20 protein-coding genes are annotated in these 26,284 nt (G+C 63.9%); 11 read left to right on the top strand and 9 right to left on the bottom strand.

The features are described from left to right. The first annotated feature begins 27 nt into the window (after nucleotides 1-27). The 5 genes from ABNK63_RS14110 (at nucleotide 28) to ABNK63_RS14090 (ending at nucleotide 7,342) form a co-directional block, all read left to right on the top strand. Nucleotides 28-858 (top strand): ABC transporter permease, encoded by an 831-nt coding sequence (locus ABNK63_RS14110; protein WP_350015983.1) that lies wholly within the window; start codon nucleotides 28-30, stop codon nucleotides 856-858. After that, nucleotides 848-2,215 carry an ABC transporter ATP-binding protein gene (locus tag ABNK63_RS14105; RefSeq protein WP_350015982.1) on the top strand — a complete coding sequence of 456 codons (1,368 nt, stop codon included), beginning with the start codon at nucleotides 848-850 and terminating at the stop codon, nucleotides 2,213-2,215. Before ABNK63_RS14110 ends, ABNK63_RS14105 begins: the two co-directional genes overlap by 11 nt. Continuing rightward, nucleotides 2,208-5,441 (top strand): DUF4915 domain-containing protein, encoded by a 3,234-nt coding sequence (locus ABNK63_RS14100; RefSeq protein ID WP_350015981.1) that lies wholly within the window; start codon nucleotides 2,208-2,210, stop codon nucleotides 5,439-5,441. The genes ABNK63_RS14105 and ABNK63_RS14100 overlap by 8 nt, the downstream gene beginning before the upstream one ends. A gap of 167 nt (nucleotides 5,442-5,608) precedes the next feature. Next, entirely contained in the window at nucleotides 5,609-6,031 is a 423-nt protein-coding gene (locus ABNK63_RS14095; protein ID WP_157582081.1) for a hypothetical protein, read from the top strand. Between the two features lie 195 nt (nucleotides 6,032-6,226). Further along, a complete protein-coding gene (locus ABNK63_RS14090) occupies nucleotides 6,227-7,342 on the top strand; it encodes an acyltransferase (protein WP_350015980.1) in 1,116 nt (371 codons plus the stop codon). 819 nt (nucleotides 7,343-8,161) lie between these two features. Here ABNK63_RS14090 and ABNK63_RS14085 read toward each other — a convergent pair. From ABNK63_RS14085 to ABNK63_RS14060, 6 genes are all read right to left on the bottom strand, one after another. After that, on the bottom strand, nucleotides 8,162-9,994 hold the full coding sequence (locus ABNK63_RS14085) for an LTA synthase family protein (RefSeq protein WP_040673167.1): 1,833 nt from the start codon (nucleotides 9,992-9,994) through the stop codon (nucleotides 8,162-8,164). Between the two features lie 93 nt (nucleotides 9,995-10,087). Continuing rightward, nucleotides 10,088-11,032, bottom strand: coding sequence for an FAD-binding protein (locus tag ABNK63_RS14080; protein WP_007807598.1), 945 nt, complete (start codon nucleotides 11,030-11,032; stop codon nucleotides 10,088-10,090). A gap of 79 nt (nucleotides 11,033-11,111) precedes the next feature. Next, a complete protein-coding gene (locus ABNK63_RS14075; protein ID WP_204109583.1) occupies nucleotides 11,112-11,858 on the bottom strand; it encodes an electron transfer flavoprotein subunit beta/FixA family protein in 747 nt (248 codons plus the stop codon). Between the two features lie 111 nt (nucleotides 11,859-11,969). Then, complete coding sequence (locus ABNK63_RS14070; protein ID WP_350015979.1) at nucleotides 11,970-14,030, bottom strand: glycoside hydrolase family 99-like domain-containing protein; 2,061 nt, start codon at nucleotides 14,028-14,030, stop codon at nucleotides 11,970-11,972. Nucleotides 14,031-14,080: 50 nt separating this feature from the next. Then, on the bottom strand, nucleotides 14,081-16,090 hold the full coding sequence (locus ABNK63_RS14065) for a glycosyltransferase (RefSeq protein WP_350015978.1): 2,010 nt from the start codon (nucleotides 16,088-16,090) through the stop codon (nucleotides 14,081-14,083). 90 nt (nucleotides 16,091-16,180) lie between these two features. After that, nucleotides 16,181-17,791 (bottom strand): electron transfer flavoprotein-ubiquinone oxidoreductase, encoded by a 1,611-nt coding sequence (locus ABNK63_RS14060; protein WP_007807604.1) that lies wholly within the window; start codon nucleotides 17,789-17,791, stop codon nucleotides 16,181-16,183. 170 nt (nucleotides 17,792-17,961) lie between these two features. On the opposite strand from ABNK63_RS14060, the gene ABNK63_RS14055 reads away from it, so the two are divergent. The 3 genes from ABNK63_RS14055 to gcvH all read left to right on the top strand — a co-directional run bounded on the left by ABNK63_RS14055 (nucleotide 17,962) and on the right by gcvH (nucleotide 21,441). Continuing rightward, nucleotides 17,962-19,359, top strand: a complete 1,398-nt coding sequence (locus ABNK63_RS14055; protein WP_007807606.1) for an amidase — start codon at nucleotides 17,962-17,964, stop codon at nucleotides 19,357-19,359. 487 nt (nucleotides 19,360-19,846) lie between these two features. After that, the gene (gene gcvT, locus ABNK63_RS14050) at nucleotides 19,847-20,947 is read left to right on the top strand and encodes a glycine cleavage system aminomethyltransferase GcvT (protein WP_007807608.1); all 1,101 of its coding nucleotides are present in this window, start codon (nucleotides 19,847-19,849) and stop codon (nucleotides 20,945-20,947) included. Between the two features lie 98 nt (nucleotides 20,948-21,045). Further along, nucleotides 21,046-21,441, top strand: a complete 396-nt coding sequence (gene gcvH, locus ABNK63_RS14045) for a glycine cleavage system protein GcvH (protein ID WP_007807610.1) — start codon at nucleotides 21,046-21,048, stop codon at nucleotides 21,439-21,441. A gap of 105 nt (nucleotides 21,442-21,546) precedes the next feature. On the opposite strand, the gene ABNK63_RS14040 is transcribed toward gcvH, so the two are convergent. Both ABNK63_RS14040 and ABNK63_RS14035 read right to left on the bottom strand, forming a co-directional pair. Continuing rightward, on the bottom strand, nucleotides 21,547-21,723 hold the full coding sequence (locus ABNK63_RS14040; protein WP_157582088.1) for a hypothetical protein: 177 nt from the start codon (nucleotides 21,721-21,723) through the stop codon (nucleotides 21,547-21,549). Continuing rightward, nucleotides 21,720-22,103 (bottom strand): hypothetical protein, encoded by a 384-nt coding sequence (locus ABNK63_RS14035; protein WP_350015977.1) that lies wholly within the window; start codon nucleotides 22,101-22,103, stop codon nucleotides 21,720-21,722. The genes ABNK63_RS14040 and ABNK63_RS14035 overlap by 4 nt, the downstream gene beginning before the upstream one ends. 69 nt (nucleotides 22,104-22,172) lie before the next feature. On the opposite strand from ABNK63_RS14035, the gene metJ reads away from it, so the two are divergent. Together metJ and ABNK63_RS14025 are read left to right on the top strand one after the other, a co-directional pair. Continuing rightward, entirely contained in the window at nucleotides 22,173-22,724 is a 552-nt protein-coding gene (gene metJ / locus ABNK63_RS14030) for a met regulon transcriptional regulator MetJ (protein ID WP_082542781.1), read from the top strand. 339 nt (nucleotides 22,725-23,063) lie between these two features. Further along, a complete protein-coding gene (locus ABNK63_RS14025) occupies nucleotides 23,064-24,107 on the top strand; it encodes an energy transducer TonB (protein WP_350015976.1) in 1,044 nt (347 codons plus the stop codon). 196 nt (nucleotides 24,108-24,303) lie between these two features. Here the strand turns inward: ABNK63_RS14025 and ABNK63_RS14020 are convergent, their stop codons facing one another. Further along, the gene (locus ABNK63_RS14020) at nucleotides 24,304-25,620 is read right to left on the bottom strand and encodes a serine hydrolase domain-containing protein (RefSeq protein ID WP_350015975.1); all 1,317 of its coding nucleotides are present in this window, start codon (nucleotides 25,618-25,620) and stop codon (nucleotides 24,304-24,306) included. A 55-nt stretch (nucleotides 25,621-25,675) separates the two neighbouring features. Between ABNK63_RS14020 and ABNK63_RS14015 the strand changes: the two genes are divergently transcribed. Further along, nucleotides 25,676-26,263 carry a LemA family protein gene (locus ABNK63_RS14015; RefSeq protein WP_007807614.1) on the top strand — a complete coding sequence of 196 codons (588 nt, stop codon included), beginning with the start codon at nucleotides 25,676-25,678 and terminating at the stop codon, nucleotides 26,261-26,263. Nucleotides 26,264-26,284: the final 21 nt, after the last annotated feature.

Here is a 26,284-nt window from a genome sequence, read left to right as displayed (position 1 = left end):
TAACCGGGCCGGAGAGTCCCGCCCCGCATGATCATGATCAACAGATACCGGCTGGCAGACCCGCTGTCGCCATACCGTGCGCTCGTGCGCCATTTCAACCTGATCATGCAGCTCGCGCGCCGCGATGTTTCCGATCGCTATCGCGGGTCGCTGATGGGATTGTTCTGGTCATTTGTCAATCCGCTGGTCATGCTGCTCATCTACACCTTTGTTTTCGGGGTGATTTTCAAGGCTCGCTGGAGCGCCCAGCTCGGCGGACACTTTGCCTTTGCGTTGGTGCTGTTTTCCGGGCTGAACATCAACTCCCTGTTCGCCGAATGCGCCAACCGTGCCCCGACCCTGATCATCAGCAACACCAACTTCGTCAAGAAGGTGGTCTTTCCGCTGGAGATCCTTTCATGGAGCGTTGTCGGGGCGGCGCTTTTCCACCTGCTCATTTCGACGATCGCCCTGTTGGTCATCGCGATCTTCGTGAACGGATTCATTCCCTGGACCGTGGTGTTCCTGCCGGTCATCGTCGCGGTCTTCCTGCCGTTTGTTGCCGGTACCGTCTGGTTGTTGGCGTCGTTCGGCGTATTCCTGCGCGATCTGAAACAGGCGATCGGGATCATCACCACGGCGCTGATGTTCCTGGCCCCGATCCTCTACCCGAAGGAACTGGTGCCGCCGCAATATCGTGATCTGCTGTATCTGAACCCGCTGACGGTGATCGTGGAGGCATCCCAGGATGTCCTGATCTGGGGCAAGCCGCCGATGTGGAGCTATCTCGCACTGTATGCCTTGGCATCAGGCCTGTTCGCCTGGGCTTCCTTCGTGTGGTTCCAGCGTACTCGCAAGGGGTTCGCCGATGTCCTCTGATGAATTGAGCATCCATGTCGAAGGGTTGACAAAGCGCTACGAGATCTACGCCCAACCGGTCGATCGCCTGAAGCAGATGACGCTGCCAACATTGCAGCGGCAATTTCGCCGGCCCGAGCGCGCCTATTTCAAGGAGTTCTGGGCACTGCGTGGCGTCGATTTCGACGTGCGTCGTGGCGAGACGGTCGGCATCGTCGGGCGCAATGGTTCGGGCAAATCAACGCTGTTGCAGATCATCTGCGGGACCGTTACGCCGACAGCCGGTAGTGTGGACGTGCGTGGCCGGATTGCCGCGCTGCTCGAGCTCGGCTCGGGCTTCAACCCGGAGTTCACGGGGCGCGAAAACGCCTATCTAAATGCCACGGTGCTCGGTCTGAGCCGAGAAGAGATTGACGCCAGGTTCGATGATATCGCCGCGTTTGCCGACATCGGCGAGTTCATTGAGCAGCCGGTCAAGACCTATTCCAGCGGCATGTACATCCGCCTGGCATTCGCGGTAGCGGTCAGTGTCGAGCCCGAGATACTGGTCGTGGACGAGGCTCTTTCGGTCGGTGACGAGCTGTTCCAGCGGAAGTGCTTTTCCCGCATTGAAGCGATACGCGACAAGGGGGCCACGATCCTCTTCGTTTCCCATTCGGCGGGAGCGGTCATCGAGTTGTGCGATCGCGCCGTATTGATGGATGCCGGCGAAATGCTGGCGCAGGGCCGACCCAAGGAGATCATCAATCGCTATCACAAGCTCCTGTATTCGCCGACGGATCAGGCAGCAGCGATACGCGAGGAAATCCGTCGCAACAGCCATGCGCCGGAGTCACGTGGCGCGATTGGCGGCGGGTCATCGGAAGTTGTCGTTTCGGAGCGTGCGCAGGAAACCTTCGACGCTGACCTGAAACCTTCGAGCACGGTGGAATTCGCGCCGCGCGGCGCTCACATAAGCGATGCCATGCTGCTGACGGAGGCGGGGCGCCAGGTCAACGGACTGGTGCGCGGCAGGCGCTATCGGTTCTGTTACAAGGTCAGCTTCAGCAAGGCGCTGTTCAAGGTCCGTTTTGGCTGCCTGATCAAGAGCGTCACCGGCCTTCACATATGCGGCACCCTATCCGAGGCCACCATCCAGGATGGGGTGATGGTTGAACGCGTGGGAGAGCATGCCGTCGTCGAATTCCTGTTTGATTGCATGCTCAATCCCGGTGTCTATTTCATGAATGCGGGCGTGTTTGGTGTGGAAGAAGAGGCAGAGACGCTGCTGCACCGCATCGCGGACGCCATCGCGTTTCGGGTTCTTCCCGTAGAGGACAACAAGTCGACGGAGATGGTTGACTTCAATGTCGAGCCGCGAGTGACGTTCCATGTATGACGCATTCACCAATCTCCTGATCGCCTGCCCGAATGACGGAGGCCTGTTTCTCCTCCATCAAGGGACGACATACAAGCTCGATGGCCTGGACACGACCGGCTTCGTGATTCGTGGGAGGCAGATGTTGCGGGGACTCCAGCCCGCGCGACTGGTGCGATACGCGGACGGTGAGGAATGCGGCGTGACGTCCGGAGAAGACTTCGGTGACATTCATGATGTGCTGCTGGAAGAGCAGTTTCATTACGTGGTGAAAACCGACGACAACGAGATCGTCAAACTGGATGAACGGGGGCAGGAACGGCAGCGGTGGACGCTTCCTGGGGAGCGGGACTCGTGGCATGTCAACTGCTTGACGCGCTGGGGTAGCCGCCTTGTCTTCAGCGCTTTCGGCGACCTGCGATTGCACAAGGAATACAAGCAGCGGTCCCGGGAAAGTGGTTTCGTGCAGGATCTCGATACCGGGGAAAAGCTGATCACGGGCTTGAGTCAACCGCACAGCCTGCTGGCCGCTGGAGACAAGCTGCTGTTGGCGAACTCCGAGAATTTCGAAATCCGCGAATACGACGACAGCGGCCATCTGCTGCGCTCGAAGAAATTCGATGGATACACGCGTGGAATGCTTCTCCACGGGAACGTCCTTTATGTGGGGCTGAGCAGGTCCAGGAATGTGGAACTGGGTCCGATAGCCCACGCCGTCGTTGTCGCTCTTGACGCCGGAACCTGGGAGGAGCTGGCCCGCCATGCGCTGCCGGCCAACGAAATTTTCAGCATCCAGCATGTGGACCCGGTCGATTTGCCCGCGATCCTTGCCCGCCTTGCATCCCACGCGAGCCGCTTCCTTGGCGAGCAGGTGGCGGCGCTCGAAGCTGGAGGCGCGCACCTCAGGAGATCGGTTGAGGTCGGCGAGCGACGGGCCGAGGAGCTGCGTCTGGAATTGGCTGCACGGGACGCGCTGATATGCGACAAGGACAGGCAGCTCGACAGTCGCGATGAGGCGATCCGCGAGAACGAGCGAAAGATCTACGGTCTGCTCGAAACCGTGCATGGCAAGGATCTCCATCTCCAGAGCAGGGAAGATGTGATTCAGGCCAGGGATATCGAGATCCAGCGTCGTGACGAGGAAGTTCGCAACAGGGATGCGGAAGTGCGGGCGCGTGACGAGGCAATCCGGCGGCTGGAGAGCCTGCTGGTCGAGCTCAGGCTCGATTCGTCGAACACGATCCAGCGCAATGAAAGTCGAATCGCCACCCTGATGGAGGAGGCGCGTCTGCAGGCAGAAGTCGTTCAACGGCTTCGTGAAGAGGTGGACGCCCAGGCGCAGCGGATCAGCGAGATGGGTCGAGAGGCGGATGCCGCCTATTCCAGGATGCTGACGTTGAAGAACGAGCTGCAGTGGAGTCAGGCGCGCGTGGCGGACATGGAATCTTCCCGTTCGTGGAAGCTGACCTGGCCGGCGCGGGCCATCAAGCTCGCGTTCGACGCGCGCAGCGCGCGCAAATCGGCCAAGGGCGAACGAACATCGGTCGCTCGAAAGGATGCTGAGGTTTCGGGACGTCGATGGAAGCTGAAAAGGGTGCCCGAAGCCATGGATCCGGGTGCGCATTCGGATGCGGCGAAAATTTCGGTTCCGGTGTCTGCCCGCAGGCCGGTGTTCGACCTTCGCGGAAGCGATTCGCCCATCGTGATCCTCACCACGGCGCACTGTACCTACGTGGCCGAAGAAATCGCGGCAGCCCTGCGGCGGGTCGAGATACCGTCTCGCATCATCTACAAGATGCCGGAGGCCGGCTACGACGATGTGCCCCATTTTGTCGTCTGTCCCCAGATGTTCGAACAGCTTCCGGGCTTGTATGTTTCCTTTCAGATGGAGCAGTCCGTCAGCTCGCGCTGGTTCACCGAGGAATACGTGCGCCGGCTGGAAAACTCTTTTGCGATTTTCGACTATTCGCTGGCGAATATCGCCAAGCTCCAGAACATGGGGCTGTATGCGCAGCAGATGTACCACGTGCCGATTGGGTACCTGGACCAGTATCGGAGCGATTCGACGGCGGCGTCCACAGACTACGACGTGATTTTCTACGGGGACATCCAGAACGCGCGTCGCCGCGAGTTCATCGCGGAATTGAGCAGGGTCTGCAAGGTCAAGGTGATCAACGATCTTTTTGGCGATGCCCTGCATGACGAGCTGGCCCGAGCCAAGTTGGTAGTGAACATTCACTATTACGCGGGAGCGCTTCTTGAGACTACCCGTCTGTGGGAATGCCTTTCGCTGGGCAAGCTGGTCGTGTCGGAGCGCTCGGTCGACATGGATCAGCACGGCGAACTTGCTGATGTGGTCGATTTCGTCGATGTGGATGACTGCGCCGGAATGGTGGAGAGGGTCCGCTTCTGGTTGAGCAACGAAGAGCTGCGTCAGCAGCGGCTGCAACGCAATGAGGAGATTTTGCGCGGACTGCCCAATCAGTTCGATGCCCAGTTCTATCGCTTCCTGCTTGCGACGGACAACATCACTTTCGACGAGTTCTGGAATGTCGCCGGCCGGCACATGAATCTGCCGGGCGACAGGATCTGCCTGAGCCTGCCGGAGTTCGTGCGGCGATCCCAAAGCTTCGATCGTGACAATCGCTTCGGATTCGTGCGCTTCACGGGCCTGCGTCATTGCCAGGGCTGGCTGGGCTGTGCGATGAGCTACAAGCTGATGATCATGCTTGCAAGGCAACAGGGCCTGCCGTCCGTGGCGATCTGCGAGGATGACGTGGAATTTCCACAGGGCTTCGATTCACGCTGGGCTGCCATCCAGGAGCATTTGCGTGCGGCCCCTGATGATTGGGACGTTTTCTCCGGCCTCATGGCCGACGTGCATGCGGATCTGGAAATCCTGGGAGCCTATGAGCGCAATGGCATGCAGTTCGTCATGACGGACAGGCTGATCAGCATGGTCTTCAACGTCTACAACGCAAGCACCTACGATGCCATCGCTTCATGGGACGAGGGCAACAGGGATGCGGCCACCAATACGATTGACCGATATCTGGAACGGTCCCGATCAATAAGGATCGTCACGACGCTGCCCTTCCTCGTTGGACACAAGGAAGAGCTTCATTCCACGCTGTGGGGCTTTCAAAACACCCAGTACGCGAGCCTCATCGCGGCCAGCACCACGCTGCTGAGGGACAAGCTGGAGGGGTACGGCGAAGGTCGTCCCGGTGGTGCGGGTAATGCGTGACCCCCGGCGCGCACATCCAGCTGCCTGATGACGGCCTGGCCAGAACTTCTCCGGCTGAATTGCGCATGGGTGATTGGATCAGCGCGCCAGAATGTCGCTGACAGGGCGTTCTGGCGCAATTTTCGTTGCACGTCGGCCTTGACCGAGAACTTACCGAGGATTGGATGATGAGTAGAATTGGCGTGTTGGCTTTCGGGGCATTGTTGTCGGTCGCGCTGATGGGCTGCAGCCAGGAGCAATCGCCTGCTCCCGGATCCATGGGCACCAAGACCGAAGTTGCAAAGAGCGATGCGCCGCCCAGGGCGACGTTGCAGCTGGTTCCGGGGACGGTGGACAGTTGCGAAGTCGGAGCGACCATCGACCCCGTGGTCAGTTGGCAACGAATCGATCCCTCGATCAGGAGCACGAGGGTGACTACCGACAATCCTGCAAACCCCGAGGAAAAGCTCTTTGCCAAGGCGGGGTTTGGCGGCAGTTCGCGGGCCGGCAATTGGGTCGTTGCAGGCACCAGGTTCCATGTCTACGACGATCAAACCGGTGTGGAGCTGGTTTCCTATACGGTGAAGACCGGGAAGAACTGTGCGAACTGAGGAATGAGCGCTTGCTCATCATCGGATATCGAACGCCGGAGGAACGGGGGCGGAGCATGACGACCGCCCAGCATTGCTTCATGAGTCAGTACAGCCGGGCCGCGGCGCGGAGCCCATGCATGCCTGCTCGGGCGAATGCGCGTGCCGCGACGCTCGTGCATGGCTTCATCGATAATGCAGCGTCAAGGAAAGAATGTGGATACGCCTGTGGGTAGCGGTACTGATTTCATGACGAAGCGGCGGGGCCGCTGGATGTTTCGTCACTTCGATCGGCTGTGGGCCTTTCTTCGCAGTTCAATCACCGTGGAAGAGGGTCTGGCTCGCCGCCAGGACAATTTCCTCGTGCTGCGCATCGCCGCGGCAGCGGCCGTCATCTACGGGCATGCGTCCGCCATTGCGCCATCGGTTGGCACAAGAGACATTTTCGTAAGGCTGGGCTGGGGGATCTACAGTGGCGACATCGCTGTAAACATCTTCTTTCTGATCAGCGGCTTTCTTGTGACTGGCAGCTACATCCGCCAGCGTAGCTTCTACAAGTTTGCGAAAGCGCGCATTCTCCGGGTCTATCCCGCATTCGTGTTGAATGTAGTGCTGCTGGCCACAGTGTACGGATTGATGTTTACCAGCTTGCCATCCGCCGAGTATCTGCACCATGGCGGCGTGTGGAATTACATCGCCACCAACCTGAAGATGTCGTCCAACATGGTCTGGACTTTGCCTGGCGTGTTTGAGGATGGCGCAAAGACAGCCGCCATCAATGGTGCGCAATGGACCCTGCCCGCTGAAGTGCGGATGTATGTTCTGCTTGGAATCTTGGGCGCGATTGGCCTGTTTGCGTCAGTTCGGGTCGCTACCCTGGTGCTGGCGGCGCTGTTTCTGACGGGGCTGGTCCACCCGGAACTTTTTCCGTTGAACCAGACCTGGCTCCGGCTGGCGGGGTACTTCATGCTGGGTGTATGCATATATCTGCATCGCGCCAGCATTCGGGTCAGCCTGGAACTGGTGGTAGCGCTTGTGCTGGCCGCGGTGCTGGTGCGGCATTTGCCGCCCTACCCGATGGTTTTCGCACTGGCCCTGGCTGGTGTGGTGGGGTTCATTGCCTATCTGATGCCCCCGTGGCGCTGGCTGGAACGCTTTGGTGATCCGTCCTATGGAATCTATCTTTGGGGCTGGCCGTGCCAGCAGGCAGTTGCCCATATCTTCCCGGGCGCGGGACTGACTCTGCACGTGGGTTCGTCGTTGGCAATGGCGACGGTAATGGGATACGGGTCGTGGACGTTGCTTGAGAAGCAAATGCTGCGCCTGAAATGATGCTCGCAGCGGGCTTCTGTCGGAACCGACCGAAACTTCCGCCGGGCTGCGCGAACGGACTCTGTCGCTCCAGCTGACATCGACGTAGCCTGCGAGCCTTCGCAGCCAGGACCAGGGGGATTTGCGGAAGTTGTCGTTCTGCGGCGTCGCGCAATCAGCGCCGGATCGAGCTGGTCCGGCATGGTTGAAGGGGCTCGAATCGACCTGCCACGGCGCTGTGGCTTGGCTTTGCATTTGTCACAGCGTGGCTTCCCAGTCACCCTTCCTTGCCGTCGAATTTGGATGCGACCTTGCGGGGTTGGAGGCAGGAGCGTCAAAAGGAACGGTTGACGACGCTTCGAAAGGAGCATGCCGGACGAAGTCGGCCCGCGGAAAGATTCCATTTCACGCAGACGGATGCATCTGTGGTCGCAGGCATCCTTCCCCCAGGGGGCTTGTTGCGATTGAGCGCTGATCAATCGGGCGTGGCCGTCCCCTGACTACGTTGACTGCACGGTTCCGTGGTCATGGTTCTTCTCGCCAGGAGCGCGCCATTGCCGTCTCGAAGTGAAAGGGATGACCCGTCAAACATCCACTTGCCTGTATCGGCTTGTCCACTGGTTCCGCCGCCGGTCCACAGCGTCTCCGGCAAGCCAACCCCATTCACGTAGATGCTTATGGGTTTGGGAGTCGTTGCCGGGACGCTCCACCTGACATGGACAGCCACGCGGGTGCCCTGGCATTCGGAAAAGTGTTGCGGACTCAGATCGAATTCCACGCGATGACAACCGGAGAGGAGAGCCGCGGTGGAAAACGCGAAAGCGGACCATTTCCATGCACTCACGGGTTGGTCACCCCGGTTGCGGCGCAGAACGACTGCCTTGCGCTTTCCTTGACATTCCCGGGCATCGCCTCACCTCGCAGGTAAAGTCTCGAAAGGGATTCGATGCCTTCGAGAGTTTCCCTGTCCAGCGATGCCATTCGGCGCTCTGCCTGGTGCCGCTGCGCCTTCTGGATCATGGCGTAGTAATCGTTTCCCTGGCCTGCAAAGCTGCATAGGATCGTGCCGCCGGTCATCCAGGAGTAAATGGGTTGGCCTGGCATCTTGAGCCCAAGGTTCGACACCATGACCCACGGCACCATTTGGGTCGATGCCGGTTGATGGTCGTCAAATCCGCCCGCGGCGGTATAGACCTTCGAAAAGCCGGGGAGATGGTCCCCGTAGAAGACGAGAATATACGGACGCTTTCGTCGCTCGAGGTAATCCCAGAGACGCCCAAGTTCGTGGTCGGCGTGGTGGATGTGATACGCGTAGTTGCGGTATTCCTTGGCGGCATTTTCCGGCCACGTCGACGGAACCGGGATGGAATCACGCATGGCCTTGTCCAGAACGGGATTTTCCAGGTAAGGGCCGTGACCCTCCATGCTTATCCCCATGATGAACACGGGGCGGCTTTCCCGATCCAGCAGCTGCTCCATTTTTTCCGTGAACGAGGAATCGGCAATCGCCCAGCCGTCCTCGGGCGCATCGGCCGGGAAGTCCTTGCGGCTGTAGAAGGCATCGAAACCCATGGATTGGAATGTCCGCTCACGATTCCAGAAATTGGCATCGTTGGGATGGACGGCGTATGCAAGATACCCTTGCGTTTTGAGCACGCGGACCAGGCTCGGCATGGTCTTGTCGTGGATCTGGAGATAGGGAAATTCGATTTTTGGAAAGGCCGCCAGAGGAACGCTGGTCAGGGTTTCAAATTCGGTGCGCAATGTGCCGCCGCCGAACGTGGGGACCCTCATCTGACCCACCGAGCCGGCCAAGCGCGCTCTCGCCAGCACGGGCAGGAGTCGGCTGGTGTCGTCGATCCCTGCAAGCGTCGAAGGATCGAAGTACGACTCGCTTTGTATGACGATGATATCGGGCTTCTGCGAGGCGACGGGCGAAGGTGCGCCGGCGTCGGGAACCTCCAGCCTGGCGAGACGCGTGATGGCGGCGTTGTCGACAGGTTCGCGCAGTGCAGTGGAGGATTCGATGGCCTGGTAGACAAGTGTGCCCAGCAACCCCGCATGGAGCTCGGAGGCTGCCGGAGCCCATGGAGCGATGCGGAGGACATTTCGGTCATAGAGCTTGCGCGCAGGCGAAACGCCTCGATACAGACCGAAAGCGACAAGAGCCAGAAGCAGAGCGCTCACGATACGGGAGAGTCGCTTCAGGTTCAGCAGCGGGCGTTCCCAGAAATACATTCCACCGAGGATCACCAGCGAAACGACTGCGAACAGGAAGATCCTGGCCGACAGATAGTGGGACAGCAGGTGGATGACGGATGCGTTTACCTGTCGAAGAAAGTAGACGTCGCTGAAGGCGATCGGTTGCTGAAGGGTTTCAAGCTTGATGGCGTTTATTCTGTACACGGCTCCCATCAGTGCGGAAACGATCAACGACGTGAAGATCACCCGTCGACTGACCACGAGTACCATGAAAAACAGCAGAACCACCGGAACGGAGTTTGCGATGAACCCCAGACTTCCCGCGTAAGTGAGCAGCTGGAGATGAAGCGAACGCCTGTCCGTCGCCCAGGTCGCCAGGCAAAGGAGCATGACCAGCAGGACGACCACGGAGCTTCGCGCCAGTCGCGAAGTATGAAAACGGTCGGCGATGCGCCTCTTCAGGCTGATCATGATTCCATGTCTGGCCAACCCGGCCCGGCAAGAGGCGTCATGCATGCATGTCCATGAGAAAAATTTCCTTGAGCTTCATGTCCGCAACGCCCCTCAGCCCAGTGCCTGTTCCAGCTCCGGGATGATCTTGAACAGGTCACCCACCAGGCCGAAGTCGGCGATTTCGAAGATCGGCGCCTCGGCATCCTTGTTGATCGCCACGATGGTGCCGGCGTCCTTGATGCCGGTGAGGTGCTGGATGGCGCCGGAGATGCCGATCGCCATGTACAGCTCGGGCGCGATGATCTTGCCGGTCTGGCCGACCTGCAGGTCGCTGGGCACGTAGCCGGCGTCGACGGCGGCGCGCGAGGCGCCCACGGCTGCGCCGATCCGGTCGGCGAACTTGAAGATGATGTCGAAGTTTTCCTTCGAGCCCACGCCGCGGCCGCCAGAGACGACCTTGCTCGCGCTCTGCAGGTCGGGGCGGTCGCTGCTGCCCTGCTTCAGTTCGATGAAGCGTGTATGCGCGGGCAGGGCGACGTCGATGGCCAGTGCCTCGACCGGCGCGCTGCCGGTGCCGGTGGCGGCGGCCGGCCACGAGGCCGAGCGGATGGTCGCCACGACGGTGTGGGCGGCATCGGCCTCGACCGTGATGATGGCGTTGCCGGCGTAGATCGGGCGCTTGAAGGTGTGCGCGGCCTCGACGCTCATCACGTCGCTGACCTGGGCCACCCCGAGCAGGGCGGCGACGCGCGGGGCGATGTCCTTGCCGAACGTGGTGGACGGCACGAACACGTGGCTGTAGCCGGCGGCGGCCTTGGCGATCTGCGGCGCCAGCACGGCGGCCAGCGGATGCGCGTTCTCGGGCCTGGCGACGGTGAGCACGCGGCTCACGCCGTCGATCTGCGCGGCCTCGGCAGCGATCGCATCGGGTGCGTCCGACAGCACCAGCACGTCGATCGCCTCGCCCTTGACGGCGACGGCAGCGCTCACGGCGCGTGCGGTGGCGGAGTTGAGTTTGCCGCCGAGGTGTTCGGCGATGACCAGGATCTTGCTCATGGGGTTTTCCTCAAACTTGGAGCGTGGGAGCTTTATTTGAAAGTCCGGCCATGGATGGCCGGGGCCTGATCAGGGACGATCACAAAAGCCCTTTCTGCTTCAGCGCGGCGACCAGTTCGGCCGCGTCCTTTACCATCACGCCCTTGCTGCGCTTGGCCGGCGCGGCATGGTGGGTGGTCTTGAGGTGGTCGTGTGCCTCGACGCCGAGCGAGCCGAACTCGATCGTGTCGATCGGCTTGCTCTTGGCCTTCATGATGTCGGGCAGCTTGATGAAGCGCGGCTCGTTGAGGCGCAGGTCGGTGGTGATCACCGCGGGAAGCTCGGCCTCGATCACTTCCAGGCCGGCGTCCACCTCGCGCGTCACCGTGGCCTTGCCGTCGGCGATCTCGACCTGGCTGGCGAAGGTGGCTTGGGGGCGATCCCACAGCGCGGCCAGCATCTGGCCGGTCTGGTTGGCGTCGTCGTCGATCGCCTGCTTGCCCAGGATCACCAGGCCCGGCTGCTCCTTCTCGACCAGCTTCAGGAACACGCGGGCGGCGGTCAGCGGCTGCACGGCATCGGCGGTGGTCACGTGGATGGCGCGATTGGCGCCCATCGCCAGGCCGTTGCGCAGGTGCGCGGTGAGATCGGCCGGGCCGATGCCGACCACGATCACCTCGTCGGCGACGCCTTTCTCGCGCAGCCGCAGCGCCTCTTCCAGCGCAATGTCGTCGAACGGATTGGCCGAGAGCTTCACGCCGTCGGTGACCACGCCGCTGCCGTCGGGTTTGACCTGGATGCGCACGTTGTAATCAACGACGCGCTTGTAGCCGACCAGAATTTTCATCTGTGATTCCTTGCCTCGTGAACTGTCCCTGCCGGGACCCGGGAACGCCCATTCTAACCGCCATCAAACATTCGTACGAAACGGGCGGGCCTGCGGCGATGCGACGCGGTCTCAGCCACTTCGCCGGGCATAGGGATACGGTCCGGGGACGGTGTCGGCCAGCCCCAGCAGCCCGGCCGCGCTTTTCACGGTGAATCCCCCGCTGCGCGCGGCGAGGCTGAACACCCGCTCGATCGCATGGGCCAGCGTGCCATCGAGCTGGCCCGCCTCCGGCTCGAAGCCCGCCATTTCCAGGTGCGCGTCGAGCAGCGGGCGAAACGCCGCCGGCCGCACCCAGAACATGCTGCCGGCGATGAAACGGTCGGTCTCCACGTCCGGCGCCGCAATGCCCAGGCGGCGGGTGAGGTAGTCGACGTTGTCCTGGTTGGCGCCCCAGTAATAGTCCAGCGGTTGCAGGTGCCCTTCGGCATGCACCACGCCCAGCTCCGCGTCGTCGCGGAAGGCGGCGGCGATGCGACTGGCCCGTTCCGGCGCGAGCAGCTTGTCGAGCAGTTCGCGGCGCCAGGCCTCACCGTCCTGGCGATGGGTGGAGCGCTTGCCGTGCAGCTTGAGCACCGTGGTCACGCCTTCGTCGAGCAGGCGGTTGGCCACGTGCAGGAACGGCAGGATGTCGCGCCCGCGGTTCTCGAACACGTCGATCTCGGCGTCCAGGCCAAGTTGACCGGCGCGCTCGCGCACCGCCTGTTCGCGCTCGTGCGCGGTGGTGATCACGAGGCGCCAGTCGATGGTGCTGGCGCGCAGCGCGGCGACCAGCTCGTCCAGCAGTTCGGGGTACCAGATGTGGATCACCGCGCAGGGTCGCGCGTCCGGGGTCGCTTCAGCCTGCAGTGCGTTGCGGGTGGCTTCGAGCCATGCGTGGCCGAGGCGTCTGTCCGGTTCCAGCACCGCGCCTTCGGCCCATTCGTTCCAGGCGTTGACGAAGACCAGCGGTTGCGCCGGAAAGCGCCGTCGCGCGGTGGCCACCGCATGACGCAACCAGTCGCGGTAGCCGCGTGGCGAGGCATGCGCGAACACCCGGCCGCGCCCGCTGCGCCGCGGCTCGTTGTCCCAGCCCGGGTTGACCGCGGGATAGCGCGGATACGGCGGATCGGCTTGCGCCATCGACTGCCGGGCCAGTTCGCGCCAGTCATGCACGTCGCCGTGATAGTCCGGATTGAGCAGGCGTTGCCTGGCCGTGATCGGGTCGAGCGTGGTGTTGTTCGGCGGGAATTCGACGGCGGCATCGAAACCGATCGTGCGCGGATCGACGCGATCGAAACTCTGCACGTATGCCAGCTGGATCTCGCCGATGCCGTTGACGCGGCACCACTCGCGCCAGCGCGCGGCGGTGGCCTTGGCGTCCGGCAGCAAGCCGGGCCGATAGACCAGCAACAGCGGCTTGCCGTCCACGCGCAGATAACGCGGGTCGGCGAGATAGCGTGCGACATGCGCGATGAAGGCAAGGTCGTCCGCGGCGCTGTGTTGCTGGCCGATCAGGACATCGTCCGCACGACCGTCCCAGCGGCGCGACCAGTTCTCGTTCGCCCAGCACAGGCACAGCGGCAGATCGAGCGCGGGATCGGCCAGCCATTGCCGCAGCGGCTGCTCCAGCAGGGTCTTGCCGGCGAACCAGTAGAAATAGCTGCAGAACGCACCGACGCCGTACTCGCGGGCCAGCGTCATCTGCTGGCGCATGACGTCGGGCTGGCGCAGGTCATAGAAGCCCAGTTCGCCGGGCAGGCGAGGCTGCGCGTGTCCCTCGAATTGCGGCAGGGCGCGGGTCACGTTGTGCCACTCGGTGAAGCCGGCGCCCCACCAGGCGTCGTTCTCCGCAATCGGATGGAACTGCGGCAGGTAGAACGCGACCACGGTGGCTGGCAGCGATGCCGGCAGGTTGCCGGCGCGATGCGGCGCGAAGCCGATGGCGCGTGCGTCCGCGCTGGTGCGCAGCCGGTGTTCGACCTGCGAGCCGCTGCCCGCCTGGCCGCGCGGACCGGGCGGCAGCAGATCGGCGTGGTGGTCCAGAAATCGCTGGCGCAGCCGGTCACGCGTGGTCGCCGGCATCGGCGTGAGGCGGAAGCCGGCACGCAGCGCGGTGAACAGGAGTCGCTTGGCGAAATGAGAGGAGGGCATGACGGAGGATCAGAGGCAATGCCGCAGCATCGGCGCTGGAAGAGCGGTGGTCAATCCAGCACCCGGCGCAGGGTGGCGTCGGCGGCCTCGGGCGAAAAGTGCTTGCGCACGTTGTCCTGTCCACCGGCCGACAGTTGCCGCCAGAGCGCCTCGTCACGTTGCAGCCGCAGGACCGCCTCGACGAAACCGGTGGCGTCGCTGGCTACCAGCACGTCGCGACCATCGCCCAGTTGCATGCCTTCGACCGCCACCGGCGTGGCGATCACCGGCACGCCATGGCTCATCGCCATGTTGATCTTCCCCTTCACACCGGCACCGAAGCGCAGCGGTGCGATGGAAGCCAGGCACGCATCCAGCCACGGTGTCAGCTCGGTGACGCGCCCATGCAGTTCCATGCCGGGCACGGCCAGCTCGCGCCGTGCGGCGTCGGGCATGTCGCCCAGCACGTGCACGGTAATCTCCGGTGAGAGCTCGCGCAGTTTCGGCAGGATTTCCGTGGCGATCCAGCGCAGCGCGTCGCTGTTCGGCGGGTGGCCGTAGCCGCCGATGAAGACCAGGTCGCGCCGCTCGTGGTGGCCGCGCCGGCAAGCCTGCACGGTGTGGATGTTCGACAGCAGCTCCACCCGCGCCCGGGGCAGCAGTTGCGCCAGCAAGTCCCGTTCGTGCGGGCTTACCACCAGGCTGACGTCGGACTGTTCGATCAGGGCCAGCTCGCTGCGGCGTGCCGCTTCCGCCTGGCGGGCCATCGCTGCGCTGCCACCCACTTCGGCAGCGCGGCCCTCGCGCAGGAAGTGCAGATCCACGGTGTCGAAGATCAGCCGGGCCTGCGGCGCGTGGCGCCGGACGGCGGCGATGTACTGGCCTGCCACCGTGTGGCGGCACAGGATCACCGCATGCAGCTCGTGGCCGTGCCGACGCAGCCAATGCGGCAGGTCGGCGACCGCGGGCCGGCACAGCACCTCGCAGCCCAGCGCGCCCAGTGCATCGATTTCCGCGGGACTGGCGCGGCCGTCGTCGGGCAGGAACACGGTGCCCCAGCCTTGTCCGTCGAGCAGGCCCAGGATCGCGCACAGCCGCAGCGAGCCCGAGTCGCGCGCCGGTTCCGGCGTCATCGCATCCACCACCAGCACGAGGCCGCGCTGGCGCCAGCGGATCGCCCGTTCCACCGCCGTGCCAACCGGTGGCTGGGCTGCCAGTTCGGTGGCCCATTTGTCGACGAAGGTCAGCTGGTTGAGGCGCTGGTGGCGTTTCATGCCGCGATCGGGATCGGTGCCCGCGCTGATGCCTTCGCAGTGGATCACCGTGCTGGCCGGCTCGTAGTACACGCGCAGGCCGAGCCGGCGCACGGCGAACGCCAGGTCGACATCCTCGTAGTAGGCCGGGGCGTAACGCAGGTCGAAACCGCCAACCTGCCGGAAGACCTCGCGGCGGATCAGCAGGGCCGCGCCGGAGACGTAGTCGACTTCACGACGCCAGCGGAACGTCGCGGCCTGGCGCGGCTCGAAGCGACCGGTGGTCCAGCAGCTGCCGTCGGCGAACACCAGCGCGCCGGCTTCCTGCAGGCGACCGTCCGGATACACCAGCTTGCTGCCCGCGATGCCGCAGTCGGGGTGATCGGCGAAACACTGCAGCAGCGCATCCAGCCAGCCCGGCGTGACCTGGGTGTCGTTGTTGAGGAACAGCAGGAACTCGCCGGTGGCAACGGCCGCGCCCGCGTTGCAGCTGCCGACGAAACCGAGGTTGGTGGCATTGCGCAGCAGGCGCAGGCCGGCGATCCGGGCGAGTGTCGCGGCGCTGTCGTCCGGCGACGCGTCATCCACCACGATCACTTCGAAAGCCGTCCGTGCGCCATGTCGCGCCAGCGAACGCAGGCAGGCGAGGGTATGGGCAAGCTTGCCGTGGATCGGGATGATCACCGAGACACGAGGCTGCCCGCTGACGGGCAATGCAAAGGGCGCGAACGGCTCGTCCAGTGGCAACAGCGCCAACGCCTCGTCGAACGCGGGACGCGCCTGGAATTCCTGGCGCATGCGCGCCAGCGTGCCGCTCCAGCCGCGCAACGCGATGCTGGAACGCGTGCGTTGCCACAGGTAGCCGAGGCGCTTCAGGCGCCAGTGCAGGTTGCCGGTCAGCGGACTGCCCTCGATCAGTCAGAGGTTCTGGTAATTCGGTCCGGAACCACCTTCGGGCGTGACCCAGGTGATGATCTCGTACGGGTCCTTGATGTCGCAGGTCTTGCAGTGCACGCAGTTGGCCGCGTTGATCTGCAGGCGCTTGCCGTGCGGCTGGCTTTCATCGGCCACCATCTCGTAGACGTTGGCGGGACAGAAGCGGGTGCAGGGATTGTCGTATTCCTCGACGCACTTCGTGGCGCAGATGTCGGTGTCGGCCACGTGCAGGTGGATCGGCTGGTCTTCGTCGTGCTCGGTGGCGGCGAAGTAGACGCCGGCCAGGCGGTCGCGCGGGGCCAGCGTGCGCTGCAGGTAATCGCGCTTCGGTTCTTCCTGGGCACCGAGCTTGTGCAGCGAGGACCAGTCGGCCTTGTTCTTCAGCGTCCACGGCGACAGGCCGACGGTGACGGTTTCCCACGCCGCATTGAGCAGTCCGAACCACAGGCCTTTCTTGAACGCGGGCTTGATGTTGCGCACCTTTTTCAGTTCGGCCATCACGTCCGAACCGCGCAACTTCGCGTCGAAACCGGTGGCGTCCAGGCCGTTCGCGGCGAGATGCTCGGCCGCCAGCATGCCGCTCTTCAGTGCCTGGTGGGTGCCTTTCACCTTGGGCACGTTGAGCAGGCCGGCGGTGTCGCCGATCAGGATCGCGCCGGGCATCTCGCACTTCGGCAGCGACTGCCAGCCGCCGGTGACGATGGCGCGCGCGCCGGCCGACAGGATCGTGCCGTCCTCCAGCAGCGGCTTCACCATCGGGTGATTCTTCCACTGCTGGAAGGCCTCCCACGGCTTGTATTCCGGGTCGCTGTAATCGAGCCCGCTGATGTAGCCGAGCGCGATGCGATCCTTGTCCAGGTGGTACATGAAACTGCCGCCATAGGTATGCGTGTCGGCGGGCCAGCCGAAGCTGTGCACGATCTTGCCCGGCGTGACGCGGCCGGCAGGCAGCTGCCACAGCTCCTTGATGCCGATGGAATAGCCTTGCGGATCGCTGTCGGCGTCCAGCTTGAAGCGCTTGATCAGCTGCTTGGTGAGGCTGCCCCGGGCCCCCTCGGCCAGTACGGTGACTTTCGCCTTGATGTCGATGCCTTCGGTGTAACCGGGCTTGTGCGTGCCGTCCTTCGCCACGCCCATGTCGCCGATGCGCACGCCGGCCACCGAGCCGTCTTCGTTGTAGATGTTGTCGGCGGCGGCGAAACCGGGGAACACGTCCACGCCGAGCGCCTCGGCCTGGGGGGCCAGCCACGCACACATCGCGCCCAGCGACACGATGAAGTTGCCGTGGTTGCGCATGCCCGGCGGTACCGGCAGCTTGCGGCCGCCGTCCTTGCCGAGCAGCCAGAATTCGTCGTCGCCTGCAGGCACGCAAATAGGTGGTGGCCGGTCGCGCCAACCGGGCAGCAGGGCGTCCAGCGGCTGCGGCTCGATCACCGCGCCGGACAGGATCTGCGCGCCGATGGTCGAGGCCTTCTCGATCACGCAGACGTTCACGTCGGGCTTCAGTTGCTTGAGCCGTATCGCGAATGACAGTCCCGCCGGACCGGCGCCGACGACGACGACGTCGTATTCCATGGTTTCGCGTTCGCTCATGGCGGACTCCGGGATGCGAGGTGAAGGCGCAGGCGGTTGCCGTGCGTCGGGGTATGGATCAGGCGGCCATTGTCCGGTTTCGGGCGCTGCGCGGCAACGCGTGCTGCGCCACCGCTTGCATTCACTTCACCGGACGCGGCGATAATCGGGGCATATCTCAGGGAGTTTTCATGAATTCGATGCCGCCGATCGCCGATCTCGACTTGCGTCGTGCCTCGCTTTGCCAGTTGCTGCACTGGCTGGCCACGGGCCGGGTGCAGCCGCGGGCGCTGGCCGATGTCTACCAGCAAGCGATCGAACGGCTGGACCCGGAACTGCATGCCTATGTCGATCAGCGCTCGGGCCTGCTGCAGGATCAGGCTGACCTGGCCGACCGGCGTCGTCGCGACGGCGTGATCGGACGACTGGACGGCATTCCGCTGGCGGTGAAGGACAACTTCGACATTGCCGGCTGGCCTACGCGGGTCGGCCTTCCCGGTCGCGGCAAGCCGGTGCAGGAAGATGCCCACGTGGTGGCGCGGCTGCGTGCCTCCGGTGCGCTGCTGGTGGGCAAGACCAACATGGACGAAGGTGCGCTGGGCGCCACCACCGACAATCCGCACTTCGGTGCCACCCACAATCCGCATCGGCACGGCTACACCGCCGGCGGCTCTTCCGGCGGCGCAGCGGCGGCTGTCGCCGCGGGCCTGGCGGTAGCCGCGGTGGGTTCGGACAGCCTCGGCTCGATCCGCATCCCGGCCAGCTACTGCGGCCTGTATGCGTTGAAGCCGACACATGGCGAAATTTCCGCGCGTGGCCTGGTGCCGGCGGCGCGGCGACTGGATGCCGTCGGCCTGCTGGCGCGCAGCGCCGACGACCTGACCGTCCTGCTGCAGGTGCTGGCCGGCTACGATGCCGACGATGCGCGCTCGCGCCGCCGTCGCGTCGCGTTCGCCCTGCCGGACTGGGAGCCGGGCAACCTGCGCGCCGGCCTGCTGCCCGATCTCGCTGGCGTGGGCGTGCAGCCGGAAGTGATCGAGGTGTTCGAGTCGGCGCTGGCGAAGCTCTCGCATGCGCTGGGCGATCGGCGCACGGTGGATTTTGCCGACTGGGATTTCGCCCGCACGCGCCGCGCCGGTCTGTTGCTGATGGAGGCGGAGATGCTCGGCACCTTCGCCGCCGACCTGGCCAATACCGAGCGTCCCGTGTCGGATCGCTTCCGCCAGATGCTCGGCTACGCCGGCCGCAAGAGCGCGGCGGATTACGCGGTGGCCGATCGCGTGCTCGACGCGGCCACGCTGAAAATGCGCCGGCTGTTTTCCCAGGTCGACGTGCTGGTCATGCCGACCACGCCCCAGGGTGCGTTCCCGCTGGATGGTCCGGTGCCTGATTCGCAGGCCGACCTCACCAGCTTTGCCAGCCTGGCCGGTTGCCCCGCGGTGAGCCTGCCGATGGGGACGCTGCCAGACGGCATGCCGGTGGGACTGCAACTGGTCGGGGCGCGCGGTTCGGATCTGCGCCTGCTTGAACTGGCGGCGGTATGCGCCGCGACGCTGGATGCCGACCCCGCCTACCCGGTGCTTGCCTGAAGAACGGCTGACACGCGGTGCCTGCCGCACCGACGCGGCTGCTGATGCCGCATCGCGAAGCTGCCGTGCCCGAGGGGACGACATGATTGCCGATTCCATCGCCATTGCAGCTGGACGAGCTCGAGCCGGCGGCGTTCGCATCATGCGCGAAGTACAGGCGGCCTTCCGCACCGGGTGACCGTTCCGCGCGCGACGTGTTCGACCGGGCGGGATCATCCAGGTGTTCATGGATGCCTCGCTGGCGGCATGGGGCGACGCGCCCCGGCGGCTGTGCCGCAAGGCACGATCCGGCGCGTTTGCGATTCACCGGCATCGATGCGCGCCATGCAACGCCCGAGGTGGCGGAAGTCAGTGCCGATGCCCTGGCCGAGCAGGTCATCGCCAGCCGGCCGGGCCTGGAGCGAGCAGACGTGGGCTCGGCTTGGATTGCCGGGTGTCGGCGGGGATAATGGCGCATTCCCCCCCCCCCCCGCAAGGCTGCGTCGCAATGACCGAGAAGACCGTACTCAATGCCACCCATCGCGCACTCGGTGCACGCATGGTCGACTTCGGTGGCTGGGACATGCCGATCAACTACGGCTCGCAGATCGAGGAGCATCACGCGGTACGCCGTGAAGCCGGCATGTTCGACGTTTCGCACATGACGGTGATCGATCTGCATGGTGCGCGCGTACGCGACTTCCTTCGCCACCTGCTGGCCAACAGCGTCGACAAGCTGAAGGTGCACGGCAAGGCGCTGTACTCCTGCATGCTCGACGAGCGTGGCGGGGTAATCGACGACCTGATCGTGTATTACCTGGGCGACGAGTTCTACCGGCTGGTGGTCAACGCCGGCACCCGCGCCAAGGACCTGGCGTGGATCGAGCGCCAGGCGCAGGCGTTCGAGGTGCAGGTGAAGGAACGCCCCGAGTTCGCGATGATCGCGGTGCAGGGTCCGGCTGCCCGGGCCAAGGTGCTGGGGCTGTTGCATGAAGTGGATCGCCAGCGCATCGAGAAGCTCGGCAAGTTTGCCGCCGCTGCGGCGCAGGGGCCGCACGGCATGCCGCTGTTCGTGGCGCGTACCGGTTACACCGGCGAGGACGGTTTCGAGATCGTGGTTCCCGCCGAGCATGCCGTCGCGTTGTGGGAAGCGCTGGCTGCGGCAGGTGTCGCACCGGCCGGCCTCGGCGCACGCGACACCTTGCGCCTGGAAGCCGGCATGAACCTGTATGGTCAGGACATGGACGAGACTGTCACGCCGTGGGAGGCGAACCTGGGCTGGACCATCGCGCTGGACGAGGGACGCGACTTCATTGGTCGCGCCGCACTGGAACAACAGAAGGCTGCCGGCGTGCCGCGCGTGATGGTCGGGCTGGTGCTGGATGACAAGGGCGTGCTGCGTCACGGCCAGAAGGTGCTGACCGCGAACGGCGAGGGCGAGATCCTCTCGGGCAGCTTTGCGCCCACCCTCAACAAGGCAGTGGCGTTCGCGCGCATTCCCGCCGGCGAGCCGGGCGACGTGCGCGTCGACATCCGCGGTCGCGAGGTGCCGGTGCGTCTGGTGAAATATCCCTTCGTGCGCGACGGCAAACCCTGCGAAGGGATCTAGGCTGTCGTCGTGCGCGTGCTGCTCGCGGCACATTCTTCCCGCAGGCGGATGTGGCTAGAATCATCGCCTGCAACCCAACCCAATGAGTGGAACCCATCATGAGCGAGATTCCCGGCGATCTGAAATTTCTCAAGTCCCACGAGTGGGCCCGCGTCGAGGACGACGGCCTGGTTCGGGTGGGCATCTCCGATCACGCGCAGGGCCAGCTTGGCGACCTTGTCTACGTCGAGCTGCCGGAAGTCGGTTCGGCGGTGAAGGCCGGCACCGGCGCAGCCGTGGTGGAGTCGGTGAAGGCTGCCTCGGACATCTACGCACCGGTCTCGGGCGAGATCGTCGAGGTCAACGAGCTGCTCAACGACAAGCCGGAAACCATCAACGAGGATGCCTTCGGTGAAGGCTGGATCTTCCTGGTGCGTCCCAGTGACCGTGCCGAGCTCGACGAACTGCTGGACGCGAACGACTACCAGGATCTGGTCGAGAACGAAGACCACTGAGTCCTTCATTCGTCGAGTCCCGACCCGCCGGCCGCTTTCGCGGCCGGCGTCGTTTTCGGGGTAACGGTCTGGCCACTCCGGATGGTTCGTCGTGCCGCGCCGGAGTCATTCGGCACAAGATGGATACCGCGGCATCCTTCGGGAACGGGTGATGCGGATCACGACGAAATCACGGGGAAGTTGGCGCGGAGTTCCCGCCAGGATTTTCATCGGCAGATCTTCCTCGCGCAGTCGTCGAACGGAACGCGACGACGATCGATCGGTCGGCAAGCGCGTGCTCATGCATCGTCCCTGGTGAGGAAGTCCGGATGCCTCGGCCGGGCGACGATGCGTTCCGAGGCTGTCCGGTCCTGGGTCGGAGTCATCTTCCGGCGCCTGGCAGAAAAGATTTCAGTCGCGTTCCGTTCATCTGCCAGCGGCGACGTCGCGATGGCCGTTTGGTCTTGCGCCGGACTTGCGCATTCGTGCAACCGATTTTCGACTTTTTTCAGCCGCGCATGTCGAAAGCCTTGCAGTACAAGGCTTTCAAGGCATTGGTCAAATGTTGACCAAATTTTGTTTGGACGTATGGACGTCCAATTGAAAGATGCCGCCAAGTCCCGCAGGCCGCATCGCGTGGTGGTTCCGGGCGGATTGCGGCCGGTCGGGCCGGTTGATTTCATGATTGAAATCAATTGACACCAGAAATCTTCAGGGATAGCTTTCGCAACAGATCACGGGGAATGCGTTTTATGGCAACAACCAAATTCATCAAGCCGTACGTCGAACACGGTGAAAAGGCGAATGCAGTACGCAAGATCACTGTCTCGATTCCGCTGCATGTATTGCGGCGGCTTTCTGATTTGCGCACCCACCGTCAAGTGAACAATCTTCGGCACGCTACCAACAGTGACGTGTTGGTCGAAGCGTTCCTGCACGCTTTTACTGGGCAACCACTGCCAACTGATGAGGAGCTGAGACGAACCATGGCCACTGCCAAGAAACCCGCTGCAAAGAAACCGGCCGCCAAGAAGGCCGCCGCCAAGAAGCCCGCCGTGAAGAAGGTTGCCGCCAAGAAGGCTGCCGCCAAGAAGCCGGTAGCGAAGAAGCCGGCAGCCAAGAAGGTTGCCGCCAAGAAGCCGGCCGCCAAGAAGGCTGCTGCCAAGAAGCCGGCTGCTGCCAAGAAAGCTGCCGTGAAGAAGGTTGCGAAGAAGGCTGCGCCGAAGAAGGCTGCCGCCAAGAAAGCTGCACCGGCCAAGGTGGTGAAGGCCACCAAGACCGCCAAAGCCAAAGCGAAGAAGTAAGTAACCCGCGTCACCCAACAATAAGACAAGCCATCGACTTCTCTCCCCGCGGTGCCCAGCGCGGGGAGAGCACTTCGAAAGATTCGTCCCGGCCTGGCCGGGACGCTTCGTTTCCGGCGACGAAAAGTCCGGCGCGACACCCGGGCCAGTTGGTCCGCACCCCGACGTGCCGGCAGGCGAGGCCTCGTTCCCCGGCCCTGAATTCGCGGGCCATTTGCCGTGCTGTCCCATTGGAGTTACCTTCTGCACATCCGCGCCGCGGTGAATCCGGGGGATTCGTCGCTCCTGGGTGTACAGGGGGAAAAAGCGCGGGTATCTGTCGACACTCAGTGAGAGACCATGGATACCCGATACATACTTGATGCGCGCCGGCATGCGCGCGGGGCCATTCGCCCCACCATGATTGCCGTCATCGCCATCGTTGTCCTGCTTGCCGTAGGCGCGTGGTTCCTCATCATCAAGCCGCACCAGGATCTGGTGATGGCCGACTCGGGTGGCCATCCGTCCACGCCGGTTTCCACTGCAACGCGGGCGGCGCCGCCACCGGCCAACGTGGCGGCGATGGACTTGAACCAGCTGCTCGCCGAGGCGCGCACCGCCATGAACGAGCAGCGCTATCTGGCGCCGTCCGGCAACAATGCCTTCGAGTTCTACCTGCGCGTGCTGGAGAAGGAGCCGGGCAACAAGGTCGCTTCGGATGCCTTGCGCGAGACGTTCCCGTTCGCAGCCAATTCGGCGGAGCAGGCGATCAACTCGCGTGACTTCAACGAGGCCCAGCGCCAGATCGATCTGCTGGCCAAGGCGGATCCGGCGAACTTCACGCTGACCATCCTGCGTTCCAAGCTGGATGCCCAGCGCAAGACCCTGGACAAGCAGCAACAGCTGGCCCTGGATCAGGAGAAGGCGGCGCAGCTTGCCGCGCAGAAGGCGGCGGCGGACAAGGCTGCCGCCGATCAGCTGGCCGAACAGCAGAAGGCGCTGGCCGCCGAACAGCAGAAGGCGCAACAGGCGCGCGCGGCGCAACAGGCGAGTCAGCAGACCTCGACGGCAGCCAACGCCACCGACTCGACTGGCGCTGCGGCCGCCGGTGCGGATCAGTCCGGCGCGACCGGGACCAACGCCGCCGCCGTGCTGGTGAAGGCGGCTCCGGCACGCTATCCCACCGCGGCCATGCGCACGCGCCAGCAGGGTTGGGTCGTGGTCACGTTCACCGTCGATCCTGACGGCAAGACCAGTGACGTAAAGGTGCTCGAATCGCAGCCGCGCCATGTATTTGACCGTGCGGCCATCGATGCCGTGGAGCGCTACCGCTTCACGCCGGCGATGAAGAACGGTGAGGCGGTTTCCAGCATCAAGCAGCAGCGGATCGAGTTCAAGCTCTGATCCGGAAGTGAGCGATGAACTGGCGGCGCATGCCCTGCATGCGCCGCCTTTTTTTCGGCCGGCGGAAATCCGGGTTCGCGAAGAAGGTGGCTTCCCGCGGCTTTCTTCCATGGCGAGCCAGGTGCATGTCCACACTCGCCTGAATGCCGCGGTCACGGCGCGAGCGAGAACCGCCTTGCGCCAACGCCGCGAGCTCTCAGTGCTTGCGTGCCGGCCGGTGGCGCGCGCGCGGCCGGTGCTTCGGGTTCCTGGCCTTGGTCGGCGCCGCGGCCTTTGCGGGTCCTTCGATTTCGGCCCAGTCGACGTGTGGCAGGCCGAGCAGGTCGTCCAGCACCATCGGCATCAGCCCGCTGGGCGTGGGGCCGGTGGAGTTCCACAAGGTGACCACGCCGGCGCGATATTTCGGGAAGAAGCCGATCATGGTGCGGTAGCCGGCTACGGCGCCGGCGTGATAGATCAGGGTTTCACCGCCGTACTCGTACACGCGCCAGCCCAGTGCATAGTGGGCGTCGGCAAGCCGTGCGCGACGCCAGGGCGTGGCGTGCAGTTCGCTGGGCGTGGACACGCCCGGCGCGTGCAGGACGTCGAGCAGCGAAGGCGGCAACACGTCGGGGCGTCCGCCCATCTGCGCGATCAGCCATTTCTCCATGTCGCGGATGCTGGCGTTGACGCCGGCGGCGGGAGCCACCCGGTAGTAGGTCTCGTTCGGATCGAACGGAATCCAGCCGCGGCTGCTGCCACGATGCGGTCGCGCCCAGCTCTTGCTGGATTCCAGGGCGGCGCGTCCATAGCTCGCAGTGGTCATGCCCAGCGGATAGAAGATGCGCTTGTCGACCTGGTGATAGAAGAAGTCGCCGGTACGCGCGAGCACCACGTCGCCGATCATGCTGAAGGCGACGTTCTGGTAGCCGTAGCACTGACCGACGCCGCAGACCATGTCGACCTCGTCCAGCTTGCGCACGAGTTCCTCGTAGGAGGTGTCGCCTTCGAGCATGTTGTCGTAGGTGTTGCGCGGCAGGCCCAGCCGCTGCCCCAGGATGTCGCCGACGGTGGCCTGCGCGGCAGCCTGCATGTCCTTCAGCTTGAAATACGGCAGCACGTCGAGCAGCTTCGTGTCCCAGCCGAGCTTGCCGTCGTCGACCAGCAGGCCGGTGATCGCGGTGGCGAAGGCCTTGGACAGCGATGCCAGGCGGAACACGGTATGCGGCGTGATCGGATCCTTCGTGGTGGCATCGGTGTAGCCGATCGTGCCCTCGTAGACCACCTTGCCATCGATCACCACGGCGGTGGCGAGCCCGGCGACCGCATCGCGTTGCGCGACGCGATTGAGCCAGCGCTGGTAGTCCGCGAGTGTCTGCTTGACGCGTGCCGCCGGCAACTTCTGCGGTGCCTGACTCACGCTGGTGGGCGCTGGCGCCGATGCGGCGGAAGAGGGCGCCGCCTGCGCGCAAAGCGGCGCGCAGGCCAGCCCGAGAGCGCCTGCGACCAGCAAGAAGAGCTTGTGAAACTGCATGGTATTCTGATCTGGTTCCGGCGTGGGGATGCGCCTCAGGGTGGGGAATTTGTCGATGGGTCTGATCATTGTTCTGATTGTCGTCGTTCTGATTGTCTTGTACTTCGTGGCGATCTACAACGGACTGGTGACTTCGCGCAACGGCTACAAGAACGCGTTTGCGCAGATTGACGTGCAACTGACGCGCCGGCATGACCTGATCCCGAACCTAGTCGAGACGGCCAAGGGTTACCTCGCCCACGAGCGGGGTACCCTCGAGGCCGTGGTGCAGGCGCGCAACGCCGCGGTGAACGGGCTGGCCGGTGCCAAGGCCAGGCCGGGTGATGCGGCTGCGATGCAGCAGCTGGCCAGCAGTGAAAATGCTTTGACACAGACTTTGGGTCATTTGTTCGCGCTGCAGGAGGCCTATCCCGACCTGAAGGCGAACCAGACCATGATGCAGCTGTCCGAAGAACTCACCTCGACCGAGAACCGGGTGGCCTTCGCGCGGCAGGCGTACAACGATTCCGTGCTGACCTACAACAACAGGCGCGAAGTGTTTCCCGCCTCGTTCGTGGCCAACAGTTTCGGTTTCGCCGCCGCCGAACCCTTGAAGATCGAGAATCCCGCCGCGCGCGACGTGCCCAAGGTGTCCTTCAGCTGATCGCTGTCGCTTCGTGGCTCA

This window comes from Rhodanobacter sp. IGA1.0, from assembly GCF_040208325.1.
Taxonomy (GTDB): Bacteria; Pseudomonadota; Gammaproteobacteria; order Xanthomonadales; family Rhodanobacteraceae; genus Rhodanobacter; species Rhodanobacter spathiphylli.
Note: the sequence above shows the minus strand (reverse complement) of the source record. Positions and strands in the feature narration are given on the sequence as shown.